Source organism: Marichromatium gracile, from assembly GCF_004343155.1.
GTDB classification, from domain to species: Bacteria; Pseudomonadota; Gammaproteobacteria; order Chromatiales; family Chromatiaceae; genus Marichromatium; species Marichromatium gracile.
In genome coordinates this window covers 69,584-81,985 of the sequence record NZ_SMDC01000002.1, presented here as the reverse complement: position 1 = coordinate 81,985, position 12,402 = coordinate 69,584, and the positions used below count along the sequence as shown (strand labels likewise).

Below are 12,402 nucleotides of genomic sequence, written 5' to 3'. Positions count from 1 at the left end.
CCCGACTCAGACGTCCGCGCCCTGCGGGTGGGCGCGGCGGGCGCCGTGCAGCACCTTGTTGCAGGCGTTGACATAGGCCTTGGCCGAGGCGATGACGATATCGATGTCGGCGCCCTGCCCGTTGACCACGCGCCCGCCCTTCTCCAGTCGCACCGTCACCTCGCCCTGGGCGTCGGTACCGCTGGTGATGGCGTTGACCGAGTAGAGCTTGAGCTCGGCGCCGCTCTCGACCACCGACTCGATGGCGCGGAAGGCGGCGTCGACCGGACCGCTGCCGCTCGCCGCCGCGCTGCGCTCGGCACCGTCGATGGCGAGCACCAGCTCGGCGTTCGGGGTCTCGCCGGTCTCCGAGCACACCCGCAGCGAGACCAGCTTGACGCGCTCGTTGGCGGCATCGAGGTTGGCGTCGGTGACCAGTGCCTGGAGGTCCTCGTCGAAGATCTCGTGCTTCTTGTCGGCGAGATCCTTGAAGCGGGCGAAGGCGGCGTTGAGCTCCTCCTCGGAGGCGAACTCGATGCCGAGGTCGTGGAGGCGGCTGCGGAAGGCGTTACGCCCCGAGTGCTTGCCCAGCACCATGCGGTTCTCGCTCCAGCCGACGTCCTGGGCGCGCATGATCTCGTAGGTCTCGCGGTTCTTCAGCACGCCGTCCTGGTGGATGCCCGACTCGTGGGCGAAGGCGTTGGCGCCGACCACCGCCTTGTTGGGCTGGACGGTGAAGCCGGTGATCCCCGAGACCAGACGCGAGCAGGTGACGATCTGGGTGGTGTCGAGCCGGGTGTCGCAGTCGAAGAGGTCCTGACGGGTGCGCACCGCCATCGCGATCTCCTCGAGCGCGGCGTTGCCGGCGCGCTCGCCCAGCCCGTTGATGGTGCACTCGACCTGGCGCGCGCCGTTGCGCACCGCCGCCAGGGAGTTGGCCACCGCCAGCCCGAGGTCGTTGTGACAGTGCACCGAGAGCACCGCGCGATCGGCGTTGGGCACGCGCTCGCGCAGCGCCGCGATCACCGCGCCGAACTGGTCAGGGATGTTGTAGCCGACGGTGTCGGGGATGTTCACCGTGGTCGCCCCGGCCTCGATCACCGCCTCGGTGATGCGACAGAGGAAGTCGATCTCCGAGCGCCCGGCGTCCTCGGCCGAGAACTCGACGTCGTCGGTATAGCGCCGCGCCCGCCGCACCGCCGCCACCGCCTGCTCGATCACCTGCTCGGGCTGCATCCGCAGCTTCTTCTCCATGTGGATCGGCGAGGTGGCGATGAAGGTGTGGATACGTCCGGCGTTGGCCTTGGCCAGCGCCTCACCGGCGCGATCGATGTCCTTGTCGAGCGCCCGCGCCAGACCACAGACACGGCTGTCCTTGATCTGCTCGGCGACCGCCGCGACCGCCTCGAAGTCGCCCGGGCTGGCGATCGGGAAACCGGCCTCGATGACGTCCACGCGCAGCCGCTCCAGGGCCTTGGCGATGCGCACCTTCTCGTCGCGCGTCATCGAGGCCCCGGGGCTCTGCTCGCCGTCGCGCAGGGTGGTGTCGAAGATGATCAAGTGGTCTTTGTCGCTCATGGCTCTTCTCTCGCTACGCCTGGAGGCCCTGCCAGGCCGGTGCTGATGGCTGTTGGGGCCGCGTGCCCCGCCGTCGTCCACCACGGGACGACGCCCCGGCCCGCTCAGCGGGTGGAGCGGACTGCGGACCTGGGACGGGGTGGGGAGACAGGTCGACGCGGCGCGTCTCCGCATCTTCGCAGCCTCGCCCCGCGCTGTCACTGGGTTGTCGACGATGATGCTGGTAAATTTGCCGGAGACGTCGACGAGACGCCACCGAGCGGTCCCCGATCATGCCCGTCACCGACACCACCAACCTCCCCATGCCGGATCTGCACGATCTCGAGCTGCTGTTGCGCGCCGACACCCCGATCCTGATCATCGAATCGGTCGAGGAGGCGCGCGTGGTCGAGCTGTTCGCCGGGCTGGCGATCCGTCTCGGCCAGCCCGCCTTCCGCTGGACGGTGACCGAGGGACTGCGCCGGCTCGAGTTCGACGCCGAACCGCAACGCAACCTCGCCGAGCCGCGCCAGGCGCTGCGTCACATCCACGCGCTCGATCAGCCCGGGCTCTATCTGCTGCTCGACTTCCACCCCTATCTCGACGACCCGATCCACGTCCGTCTGCTCAAGGAGATCGCCCAGACCCACGCCACCTGCGCACGCACCCTGGTGCTGGTCAGCCACGGGCTCGAACTGCCCGCCGAGCTGCGTCATCTGAGCGTGCGCTTCCAGCTGCGCCTGCCCGAGCGCAAGCGCATCATGGAGCTGATCCGCGAGGAGGCCCGCGCCTGGCAGGAGGCCGCGCCCGGGCGCGCGCTGCGCGCCAGCCGCGAGGCCGTCGAGCAGCTGGCCAACAACCTGCTCGGTCTCACCGAGTCCGATGCCCGGCGGCTGATCCGCAACGCGGTGCGCGACGACGGCGCCATCACCCGCGACGACGTCGCCGCCCTGCGCCGCGCCAAGTACGCCCTGCTCAGCCCCGACGGCGTGGTCTCCTTCGAGTACGACACCCGCACCTTCGCCGACATCGCCGGGCTCGACAACCTCAAGGCCTGGCTCGACCGCCGCCGCGCGCCCTTCCTCGACGCCGACGAACGCCGCGACCGCCCGCGCGGCATCCTCCTGCTCGGGGTCCAGGGCGGCGGCAAGAGCCTCGCGGCCAAGGCCGTCGCCGGACGCTTCGGGGTGGCGCTGCTGCGTCTCGACTTCGCCACCCTCTACGACAAGTACATCGGCGAGACCGAGAAGAACCTGCGCCAGGCGCTGCGCACCGCCGAGGTGATGGCACCCTGCGTGCTGTGGATCGACGAGATCGAGAAGGGGTTGGCCAGCGGCTCGGGCGACGAGGGCGTCGGCCGACGCGTGCTCGGCACCCTGCTCACCTGGATGGCCGAACGGCGCGCCCGGGTCTTCCTGGTGGCCACCGCCAACGACGTCTCGCATCTGCCGCCCGAGCTGCTGCGCAAGGGCCGCATCGACGAGCTGTTCTTCGTCGACCTGCCCGATGCCGGGGTGCGCCGCGAGGTCTTCGCCATCCATCTCGCGCGCCGCGGCATCGACCCGACCGCACTCGACCTCGACACCCTCGCCGCGGCGAGCGAGGGCTTCACCGGCGCCGGGATCGAGCAGGCGGTGGTCGCCGCCTGCTATGCCGAGGACGGCGCCGAGCGCCGCCCCGACACCGAGGCGCTGCTCGCCGAGCTGGCCGCCACCCAGCCGCTGGCGGTGGTGATGGAGGAGCGGATCGCGGCGTTGCGCGCCTGGGCGCGCGAGCGCACCGTCCCGGCCCACAGCCCGGCGGAGACGGACTGAACCAGACGCACCCTCACCGCCACGCTTGACAATCGCCCCGCCGCAACGACTATCCAGCGATCAGACGACGATCGGCCCGCCGCCACAGACGCAGGCGCCATCACGGCGCGGTGCATGATCGGGCCCGTCCATTCCGCGAGAGCAGACGATGCAATACAAGGATTACTACAAGACCCTCGGGGTGGCGCGCGACGCCTCCCAGGACGAGATCAAGCGGGCCTATCGCAAGCTCGCGCGCAAGTACCACCCGGACGTCAGCAAGGAGTCCGACGCCGAGGCCCGCTTCAAGGAGATCAACGAGGCCAACGAGGTGCTGCACGATCCCGAGAAGCGCGCCGCCTACGATGCGCTCGGCAGCGGCTGGCGCGCCGGTCAGGACTTCCGCCCGCCGCCCGGCGGCGGGCGCCGCGGCAACTACCGCTTCGACGCCGATGACGTCGGCGACTTCAGCGACTTCTTCTCCAGCATCTTCGGGCGCGCCTTCGGCGGCGCCGAGCCGCCGCGACGCCGCGGCCAGGACCAGACGGTGCGCATCGCCCTCGATCTCGACGAGGCCTATCGCGGCGTCACCCGCCAGGTACGGGTCGAGTCCTCGGGCAACGCCCGCACCCTCAAGGTCCGCATCCCCGCCGGGGTCACCCAGGGCCGACAGATCCGGCTCGCCGGCCAGGGCGGCGCCGGGCTCGGCGGCGGGCCGGCCGGCGATCTCTATCTCGAGGTCGAGCTGAAGCCCCACCCGCACTTCACCCCGGACGGACGCGACATCCACCTGCGCCTGCCCCTGGCGCCCTGGGAGGCGGCGCTCGGGGCCGCGGTGAGCGTGCCCACCCTCGGCGGCACCGTCAGCCTGAAGATCCCGCCGGGCTCGCAGTCCGGGCAGCGGCTGCGGCTCAAGGGGCGCGGGCTGCCCGGCGATCCGCCCGGCGACACCCTGGTGACGCTCGAGATCCAGGCGCCGCCGGCAACCACCGAGGCGGCACGGCGCGCCTATCGCAAACTCGCCGAGCAGCTAGACTTCAACCCGCGCGCCGACCTCGGGGTGTAGCGCGCGGCTCAACGAGGGAGGACATCGCCGATGCAGCAGCTGGAGCGGATCTTCGAGGGCATCGTGCTCGACGAGGGCCTGAGCCTGTCGCTGGTCGAGCTGTGCGTGCTCTGCGACGCCGAGCACCACCTGATCGAGTGCATGGTCGCCGAGGGGCTGCTCAACCCCTGCGGCAGCCTCCCCGCCGAGTGGCGCTTCGACGGGATCGCGGTGCGCCGCGCGCGCCGCGCCGTGCGGCTGCGCCACGACCTCGACCTCAACCTCGCCGGAACCGCGCTGGCGCTCGACCTGCTCGAGGAGAACGAGCGCCTGCGCGAGCGGCTGCAGGTGCTCGAACAGCACCTCGGCGCCCCCGGCACGCCGCGCTGAGCGAGGCTCAGGCGACCTCCAGACGCATCGACAGATCGACCGCGGTCACGTCCTTGGTGAGCGCGCCGACCGAGATGCGGTCGACCCCGGTCTCGGCGATCGCGCGGATGGTCTCGAGGTTCACCCCGCCGGAGGCCTCCAACCGCGCCCGCCCGGCGTTCAGCGCCACCGCCTCGCGCAACTGATCGTTGTCGAAGTTGTCGAGCAGCACCGTCGGCGCGCCGGCGGCCAGCGCCTGCTCGAGTTCGGCGAGCGACTCGACCTCGACGATGATCTCCAAGCCGGTCTGCAGCGCCTGCGCCGCGGTCACCGCCGCGGCGATCGAGCCGGCGGCGAGGATGTGGTTCTCCTTGATGAGGATGGCGTCGTGCAGCCCCATGCGGTGGTTGGTGCCGCCACCGCAGCGCACCGCGTACTTCTGCTGCAACCGCAGCCCCGGCAGGGTCTTGCGGGTGTCGAGCACCGCCACCGGCAGCCCGGCGACGGCGTCGGCGAAGCGACGGGTGCGGGTGGCGGTGCCCGAGAGGGTCTGCAGCAGGTTCATCGCCGTGCGCTCGCCGGTGAGCAGCGCGCGCACCGGGCCGGTGATCACGCACAGCCGCTGCCCCGGCGCGACGCGCGCGCCGTCGGCCGCCTCCCAGTCGATGCGGATCGCCGGATCGAGTGCATGGAACACCGCCGCGAACCAGTCCCGACCGCAGAGCACCGCCGACTCGCGGGTGATCAGCTCGGCGCGCGCCTGCTGATCGGCGGGCAGCAGCGCGGCGGTGACGTCGCCACTGCCGAGGTCCTCGGCGAGCGCCGCGCGCGCCTGTTCACGGATCAGTGAGGGATCGAGGGGCTGGGGGCTGTGCATGGGTATCGGTGTCCTGTGTCGTCGGCGACCGGGCGCACCACCGGCGGGCGCCCATCGAGGGAGGCGATCATGCCACAGCCGTGCCGTCCGGGCGCAGCCAGGGCGCCGGGGTCATCACAGCGTTGACGCCGCCGGCGCGGCTCATTAACGTTCGTCGCGTACCTGATGCGCGCACGGCGCCGGTGACGACCCGAGGAGGCTGACGCGATGACACGAGTGGCATTGGTGACCGGCGCGGCGGGCTTCATCGGCGGGCATCTGGTCGAGTCGCTGCGCGCCGACGGGATCGCGGTGCGCGCCCTGGTGCGTCCCGGCGAGGACTGCGCGGCGTTGAGCGCCTGCGGCGCCGAGATCCGTCACGGCGACCTCCTCGACGCGACGAGCCTGGAGGCGGCGCTCGCCGGGGTCGGGCAGGTCTATCACCTCGCCGCCATCTCCAGACACGACGCCCGGGTCCCCGACGCCCGCTACCGGGCGGTCAACGTCGAGGGCACCCGGCTGCTGCTCGAGGCCGCGCGCCGCGCCGGCGCGCGCCGTTTCGTGTTCACCGGCACCATCGAGGCGGTGGGCACCTCGCGCGACGGGCACCCGCTCACCGAGGACAGCCCCCAGCACCCGCGCAACATCTATGGCCGGAGCAAGCTCGAGGCCGAGCGGCTGGTGCGCGAGGCCGCCGCCGACGGCACTCTGGAGACCGTGGTGGTGCGCCCGCCGATGACCTATGGCGAGCGCGAGCCGATCCTGCTCGGGCGGCTCTTCCGGGTGATCGAGAAGGGCGTCTACCCGCTGATCGGCCCGCGCGAGGTGCTCACCGAGTTCTGCTATGTCGGCAACCAGGTCGCCGGGCTGCGCCTGGCCGCCGAGCACGGCCGTCCGGGCGAGGTCTATTTCATCTCCGACGCGCGCTCCTACTCGCTCGAGGAGATCGTCCACGCCATCGCCGCCGAGCTGGGGGTGCGGGTGTGGACCCCGCGCCTCCCGATCCCGCTGGCGCGCGCCATCGGGCTCGGCTTCGAGGGGCTGGGCAAGGTGCTGCCCTTCTACCCCTTCCTCATCCCCCAGACCGGACGCCCGCCGTTCTCGCGCAAGACCGTCGAGTGGACCGCCGAGAGCCGGCTCTATGTCGACATCGGCAAGGCCCGCGCCGAGCTCGGCTACCGCCCGCCCCACTCGCTCGCCGCGGGCATCGCCCGCACCGTCGCCTGGTATCGCGACCAGGGCCTGCTGCGCCCGCCGCACGACTGACCTCAACCCACACCGCCACGGACCCCCGAGATGCCGCTACCGCTGTTCGACCGTCTGCGCCGCCGCCAGGAGATCATCGTCGTCTCCGGCCTGCCCCGCTCGGGCACCTCGATGATGACCGCCATGCTCGCCGCCGGCGGGGTGGAGGTGTTCAGCGACGCCGCGCGCGCGGCCGACGCCGACAACCCGCGCGGCTATTTCGAGCACGAACGGGTGAAACGGCTGCGCCAGGAGGATCCGGGCTGGCTGCGCGCGGCCCGCGGCAAGGCGATCAAGGTGGTCGCGCCGCTGCTCGACGCCCTGCCCCCGGGACACCGCTATCGGGTGCTGTTCATGCGCCGCGACCTCGGCGAGGTGCTGGCCTCGCAGCGCGCCATGCTGGTGCGTCGCGGCACCGACCCCGACAAGATCGACGACGCCACCCTGGAGACGCTCTACCGCCGCCAGCTCGCCGCGCTCGAGGGCTGGCTCGCCGTGCAGCGTCACATCCAGGTGCTCGACGTCGACTATGCCCGCGCCATCGCCGAGCCCGCCGTCGAGGCGGCGCGCGTGGCCGACTTCCTCGACCGCCCGCTCGACCGCGAGGCGATGGCCGCGGTCGCCGACCCCGGGCTCTACCGCCAGCGCCGGGGGGGCGCGCGATGATCGTGCACGAGCACCCGGCGCGCGACCTGCTGCGGCTGCTGATCTGGTACCCGCTGCGCTGGTTCTGCGCGCGCGCGCCGATCGCGCTCAACCTGCGGCTGTTCGCCGCCATGGGGCGCTTGCACCTGGCGCTCTCCGGCACGCGTCGCGCGCAACTGCGCGCGCTCTTCGGTCGCGCCTATCCCGCCGCCGACGCGGCGCGGATCGCCGCCTGGAGCCGCACCTATCTGATCAACCACTATGTCGACCGGCTGTCGATCTTCCACTACCACCGGCTGCGCGGGCGGGCGCTGTCGCGGGTGATCGAGATCGCCGGGCGCGACCGGCTCGACGCCGCGCTCGCCGAGGGTCGCGGCTGCGTGCTGGTGCACGCCCATCTCGGCCCCTCGCAGCTGCCGCTGGTCGCGCTCGGTCGTCTCGGCTACCCGATGACCCAGCTCGGGCTGCGCTCGGCGCGGGGGCTCTCCTTCATCGGTCGGCGCGTCCAGCTCCACCACCGGCTGCGCCTCGAGGAGGCCTTCCCGGCCGAGATGATCTATGTCGCGCGCTTCCAGCGTCAGCTCTACCGCAGCCTCGCCGCCGGGCGGGTGCTGATGATGGCCGGCGACGGCACCGGCACCGCCGAGCGCTACGGCCATCACCTGCCCCACGCCTGCTGCGGTCACACCCTGGAGCTGCCGCTCGGCCCCTTCCGCCTGGCACAACGCGCCGGCGCACCGCTGCGCTTCCTCTTCCTCGTCCGCGACGGCGCATACCGCTACCGCGCGGTGATCGAGTCGCCGCCGCCCGGGGCCGAGACCCCGGAGCAATTGCAGCAGGCCTTCGTCGCGCGGCTGCGTCACTGGATCGACAGCGATCCCGGGCTGTGGCAGTTCTGGGACCAGTTCGCCCCCGCCGCGGCCTCGGCGCCGAGCATCTCGCAGAGCACCGCGAACACCTGATCGACCCCGAGTTGGCGCATGCACCACTGTCGCTCGGGATGACGACAGCCGTGCTCGTCGCACTCGGCGCGACACCACAGCCCCGCGACCTCGACCACCCGGTGTCCGAGGCCGTAGGGACCGGTCTCGACGCTCGACGAGGGCCCGAACAGCGCCAGCGCCGGGGTGCCGACGGCCGCAGCCAGGTGCATCGGCGCGCTGTCGTTGCACACCAGCACCCGCGCCTCGCGCAGCAGCGCGGCCATCGCCCGCAGCCCGAGCCGGCCGCTGAGATCGTGCACCCGGGGCCCGCCGGCGCCGACCACCTCGGCCACCAGGGCGCGCTCGCCGGGGGCGCCGAGCACCACCACCGCGAGTCCCAGCCGACGTGCGACGCGCTCGACCAGCGCGGCATAGCGCGCCGCCGGCCAGCGCTTGAGCGCCAGGCGCGAGCCCGGGTGGACGGCGACGAAGGGCGCGGCGAGGCCCTGCTCGGCGAGCAGCCGCGCGAGCGCCGCGCGCTCGGCGGCGCTGTGGTGGACGTCCCAGTGCACGCCCTCGACCCGACAGCCGAGTGCGCGACAGAGATCGAGGTGATACTCCACCTTGTGTCGCACCCCCGGATAGGGCACCACCCGGGTGAGCATCCAGGCCCCGCCACCGACGCCGTAGCTGACCTTGTGGGTCGCCCGCAGCGGGCGCACCAGCATCAGGATCTCGCGGATGTCGGCGCGCGCCTCGATCACCAGATCGAAGCGCCGGCGGCGCATCCGCCAGCGCCAGCGCAGATAGTCGAGCGGACCGCTGCGATCGCTGAACCAGAAGGGGTCGTAGGTGATCAGCGCGTCGAGGTCGGGGTTGCCCTCGAGCAACGGCGCCGCGCCGGCGGCGGTGAGCAGGGTGATGCGCGCGCCGGGGAAGCGCTCGCGCAGCGGGCGCAGCATCGGCACCGTCATCATCACGTCGCCGAGATAGAGGGTGCGGATCAGCAGGATCTCGCGCACCTCGGCGGGGTCGAGCGGGCGCGCCCGGCGCCATTGCCGCCAGGGCAGGCTCAGGGTCGCGCCGATCAGGTCGGCGAGCCGGGTCAGACGCCGCTTGCGGGCGTTGACGATCTTGTAGGGACCGGTGCTCATGCGCCCTCCTCGGTGGGACTGCTGGCCGCGGCGGCGCGACGCGCGCGCAGCCGACCGATGCGCCCCTTGAGCCAGAGCAGGGCGTCGAAGGCACGGTCGAGATGACGGGTGCGCGGGTTGGTGTAGTAGCGCGGATAGAGCAGCGGGTCGTCGGGATCGACCACCCCCTCCTCCAGGGCGATGCGGTGCAGCCCGGTGTGCGGCTCGATGCGCAGCACGCTGAACTCGAAGTGCACCCGACGCCCCAGACGCAGCCTGGCGCGGAGCACGAAGAACAGGATCGAGAGCAGGTTGCCGAGGGTCTGGCCGGGCGGGTTGCGGAAGAAGTTGTAGCTCACCTCCAGCCCGGGGTGGCGCGAGAGCAGACGGTAGATGCGCAGGATGTCGGCGCGACGCATGTCCTTGCCGAGACGGCGCAGCGTCGGATCGGCGATGGCGTCGGGCGAGAAGATGGCGTGGACGCAACCGGCGCGCACCGCCAGCGCCATGAACGCGGCATCGGCGTGACGCTCGTTGATCCACGCCGACCAGCGCGCCCGCACCCCGCGCGCGATCAGCTCGCGACAGATGCGCTCGGCATGGGCGCGCGGCAGGTTGAACACCGAGTCGACGAAGGTGAAGCGCTCCACCCCGTGATCGCGCACCAGGGCCTCGATCTCGTCGACGATCAGCCGCGGGTCGCGCAGCCGCATCCGCTTGCCGTTGAGATAGCCGTAGATGCAGTAGACACAGCTCAGCGGGCAGCCGCGCTTGGTCTCCACCCCGATGGCGTCGACGAAGCCCGCGCGATAGTCGCCGACCCGCAGCGCGCCGCGCTCGGGCAACGCGATGGCGTCGAGATCGACCGGTCCCTGCAGCGGCCCGGAGAAGTGCAGCGCGCCGTCGCGCCGATAGAACACCGAGGGTACGGTCTCGGGACGATCGAGACGCTCGAGCAACAGTTGCAACGTCTCCTCACCCTCGAGGTGCACGCCGAGGTCGAAGCGCGGCTCGGCCTCCATGATCTCGCGCGCGAACATCGAGAAGCCCGAGCCGCCGATGATCACCGACGCGCGAGTGTGCCGCTCGATCACCTCCAGCAGCTCGCCGAGCAGCGGGTAGTAGAAGACCACCTCGCGCTTGTTGGTCGAGTCGATGTTGCGCAGCGAGATGCCGATCGCCTCGGGCGCGAACTCGGCCAGCGCCTCGGCGAGCGCGGCGCGCGGCGACTCGACCAGGTTGGTGTCGAGCACCCGCACCTGGTGGCCGACGAGGTTCGCCGCCAGGCTGCCGAGCCCGATGGGGAAGACCAGCGGCTCGTTGCCGCCGAGAAAGGCCTGGATCAGCAACACCCTCATGCCGCGCGCCCCCCGACAGGGCGCAGCCGCGCCTTGAGCGCGCGCAGCGCGCGATAGAGCCAGGCGAAGCCCGGGCGCAGCGGCGCGGCGCCGAGCACCCGCCCGAGCGGCCGGCTGGCGAGCAGTCGCAGCAGCGGCCCCGGCATGCGCCCGCCCTGGGCGAGCGCGAACAGCAGGTTGGGATAGCTGCCGGCGCGCATGTTGTAGCTCTTGGCATAGACGTCGCGATGGGCATCGCGCACATGACCGTCGCGCACCCCCATGCGATGCAGCTCGGTGCCCGGATAGAGCACCAGCGAGAAGGGCTGGAGACGGTAGGGCTTGGGCAGGCGGGCGATCAGACGCAGGCTCTCGAGGGTGTCCTCGGTGCGCTCGTAGGGCACGTCGAGTAGGAAGTCGTAGCTCGGCGGGAACATCCGCGCGCGATAGCGGTTGATGATCCGCGCCGCGCGCAGCACCCGGCGGTTGTCCATGCGGGCGCGGTTGTAGAGCGCCTGCATCCGCGCGCTGCCGCTCTCGATGCCCATCTGCACGTAGACCAGACCGGCGTCGACCAGCAGCGCCATCTTCTCCTCGGTCACCGTCAGCGGGCTGGCCAGACAGGAGAAGGGCAGCCCGATGCGTTCCTTGTAGGCGGCGCAGAAGGCCGCCAGCGAGGCGCTCGGGCGCGAGAAGAAGGCATCGTCCGAGATCCACACGAAGCCGATGTCCGGGAAGCGGCGCTTGACCTGCTCGAGCTCGTCGATGACGTGCTCGACGCTGCGCCAGCGCAGATAGCCGCGCTTGTCGTAGAGGTTCTTGAGCGCGTCGTTGGCGCAGTAGGAGCACTTGTGCGGACAGCCGCGCCCGGTCATGGTCTGGTAGCCCATCTTGCCGAGCAGGTTGGAGACGGTGCCGGTACGCAGGTGGCGCTCGGTGAGTTCGCGGGTGAAGGGGGTGATGGTGCCGTCGGCGACCATGAAGTGGTGGTCGGCGAGGCTGTAGTCGGGCGCCGGGTAGCGATCGAGATCGCGCAGCAGCGGGCGCGGCGGGTTGCGACTGATCGCCCCGTCCCCCGCCCGCACCCAGAGGTTGGCGAGGGCGTCGATGGCCGCGCCGCGACCGAGCGCGTCGGCGAGATCGAGCAGCGCCTCCTCGCCGTCGCCGACACAGACGATGTCGGCGTGGACGATGCACTCGTCGGGACAGATGGTGGCGTGCACCCCGCCCCAGACCACCGGCACCGAGGTCGCGGCATGGATCGCGTGGGTGATCTGGCGCGCGGCGGCGAAGTAGTTGGTCATCAGGGTGATGCCGACCAGATCGACGTCGCGACACAGTGCCACCAGCTGACGCAGGGTCTCGGGGCGATAGCGCTCCTCGCCGTAGTCCTCGTCGCAGGCCGGGTCGGGCAGAAAGATCATCCGCGTCCAGTGGCCGCGCTCGCGCAGATAGGCCGACATGGTGCGCAGACCGAACACGGTGATGTCAGGGAAGGGCGAGATCAACGCGATGCGCAT

General features: G+C 71.6%; 11 protein-coding genes. 6 read left to right on the top strand and 5 right to left on the bottom strand.

All coding sequences use genetic code 11. The features are described from left to right. Positions 1–6: 6 nt before the first annotated feature. Entirely contained in the window at positions 7–1,557 is a 1,551-nt protein-coding gene (locus EDC29_RS03370; RefSeq protein WP_123143288.1) for a 2-isopropylmalate synthase, read from the bottom strand. A 272-nt stretch (positions 1,558–1,829) separates the two neighbouring features. Here EDC29_RS03370 and EDC29_RS03365 point away from each other — a divergent pair, with 272 nt between their 5' ends. From EDC29_RS03365 to EDC29_RS03355, 3 genes are all read left to right on the top strand, one after another. Next, the gene (locus EDC29_RS03365; protein ID WP_123141760.1) at positions 1,830–3,350 is read left to right on the top strand and encodes an AAA family ATPase; all 1,521 of its coding nucleotides are present in this window, start codon (positions 1,830–1,832) and stop codon (positions 3,348–3,350) included. A 148-nt stretch (positions 3,351–3,498) separates the two neighbouring features. Continuing rightward, a complete protein-coding gene (locus EDC29_RS03360) occupies positions 3,499–4,395 on the top strand; it encodes a DnaJ C-terminal domain-containing protein (protein WP_123143286.1) in 897 nt (298 codons plus the stop codon). A gap of 30 nt (positions 4,396–4,425) precedes the next feature. Beyond that, positions 4,426–4,764, top strand: a complete 339-nt coding sequence (locus EDC29_RS03355) for a chaperone modulator CbpM (protein ID WP_123141758.1) — start codon at positions 4,426–4,428, stop codon at positions 4,762–4,764. A gap of 7 nt (positions 4,765–4,771) precedes the next feature. On the opposite strand, the gene nadC is transcribed toward EDC29_RS03355, so the two are convergent. Next, entirely contained in the window at positions 4,772–5,620 is an 849-nt protein-coding gene (gene nadC, locus EDC29_RS03350) for a carboxylating nicotinate-nucleotide diphosphorylase (protein ID WP_132228570.1), read from the bottom strand. 207 nt (positions 5,621–5,827) lie between these two features. Between nadC and EDC29_RS03345 the strand changes: the two genes are divergently transcribed. From EDC29_RS03345 to EDC29_RS03335, 3 genes are read left to right on the top strand one after another with little or no spacing between them, the layout of a single operon-like run. Further along, on the top strand, positions 5,828–6,865 hold the full coding sequence (locus tag EDC29_RS03345; protein ID WP_132228568.1) for an NAD-dependent epimerase/dehydratase family protein: 1,038 nt from the start codon (positions 5,828–5,830) through the stop codon (positions 6,863–6,865). 30 nt (positions 6,866–6,895) lie between these two features. Next, complete coding sequence (locus EDC29_RS03340) at positions 6,896–7,510, top strand: sulfotransferase domain-containing protein (protein ID WP_132228566.1); 615 nt, start codon at positions 6,896–6,898, stop codon at positions 7,508–7,510. Beyond that, positions 7,507–8,451, top strand: a complete 945-nt coding sequence (locus EDC29_RS03335) for a lysophospholipid acyltransferase family protein (RefSeq protein WP_132228564.1) — start codon at positions 7,507–7,509, stop codon at positions 8,449–8,451. Before EDC29_RS03340 ends, EDC29_RS03335 begins: the two co-directional genes overlap by 4 nt. Here EDC29_RS03335 and EDC29_RS03330 read toward each other — a convergent pair. The 3 genes from EDC29_RS03330 to EDC29_RS03320 are packed head-to-tail and all read right to left on the bottom strand — an operon-like array spanning position 8,349 to position 12,402. After that, positions 8,349–9,566 carry a glycosyltransferase family 9 protein gene (locus EDC29_RS03330; RefSeq protein ID WP_123143281.1) on the bottom strand — a complete coding sequence of 406 codons (1,218 nt, stop codon included), beginning with the start codon at positions 9,564–9,566 and terminating at the stop codon, positions 8,349–8,351. The two genes, EDC29_RS03335 and EDC29_RS03330, sit on opposite strands and share 103 nt — an antisense overlap. Continuing rightward, positions 9,563–10,903 carry a B12-binding domain-containing radical SAM protein gene (locus EDC29_RS03325; protein ID WP_132228562.1) on the bottom strand — a complete coding sequence of 447 codons (1,341 nt, stop codon included), beginning with the start codon at positions 10,901–10,903 and terminating at the stop codon, positions 9,563–9,565. The genes EDC29_RS03330 and EDC29_RS03325 overlap by 4 nt, the downstream gene beginning before the upstream one ends. After that, positions 10,900–12,402: a B12-binding domain-containing radical SAM protein gene (locus EDC29_RS03320; RefSeq protein WP_062277216.1), complete on the bottom strand. Its 1,503-nt coding sequence runs from the start codon at positions 12,400–12,402 to the stop codon at positions 10,900–10,902. Before EDC29_RS03320 ends, EDC29_RS03325 begins: the two co-directional genes overlap by 4 nt.

Bases quoted from the DNA above. Each gene is read 5' to 3' on its own strand.
- EDC29_RS03370 (WP_123143288.1), bottom strand. From the start codon at position 1,557: ATGAGCGACAAAGACCACTTGATCATCTTCGACACCACCCTGCGCGAC.
- EDC29_RS03365 (WP_123141760.1), top strand. From the start codon at position 1,830: ATGCCCGTCACCGACACCACCAACCTCCCCATGCCGGATCTGCACGAT.
- EDC29_RS03360 (WP_123143286.1), top strand. From the start codon at position 3,499: ATGCAATACAAGGATTACTACAAGACCCTCGGGGTGGCGCGCGACGCC.
- EDC29_RS03355 (WP_123141758.1), top strand. From the start codon at position 4,426: ATGCAGCAGCTGGAGCGGATCTTCGAGGGCATCGTGCTCGACGAGGGC.
- nadC (WP_132228570.1), bottom strand. From the start codon at position 5,620: ATGCACAGCCCCCAGCCCCTCGATCCCTCACTGATCCGTGAACAGGCG.
- EDC29_RS03345 (WP_132228568.1), top strand. From the start codon at position 5,828: ATGACACGAGTGGCATTGGTGACCGGCGCGGCGGGCTTCATCGGCGGG.
- EDC29_RS03340 (WP_132228566.1), top strand. From the start codon at position 6,896: ATGCCGCTACCGCTGTTCGACCGTCTGCGCCGCCGCCAGGAGATCATC.
- EDC29_RS03335 (WP_132228564.1), top strand. From the start codon at position 7,507: ATGATCGTGCACGAGCACCCGGCGCGCGACCTGCTGCGGCTGCTGATC.
- EDC29_RS03330 (WP_123143281.1), bottom strand. From the start codon at position 9,566: ATGAGCACCGGTCCCTACAAGATCGTCAACGCCCGCAAGCGGCGTCTG.
- EDC29_RS03325 (WP_132228562.1), bottom strand. From the start codon at position 10,903: ATGAGGGTGTTGCTGATCCAGGCCTTTCTCGGCGGCAACGAGCCGCTG.
- EDC29_RS03320 (WP_062277216.1), bottom strand. From the start codon at position 12,402: ATGCGCATCGCGTTGATCTCGCCCTTCCCTGACATCACCGTGTTCGGT.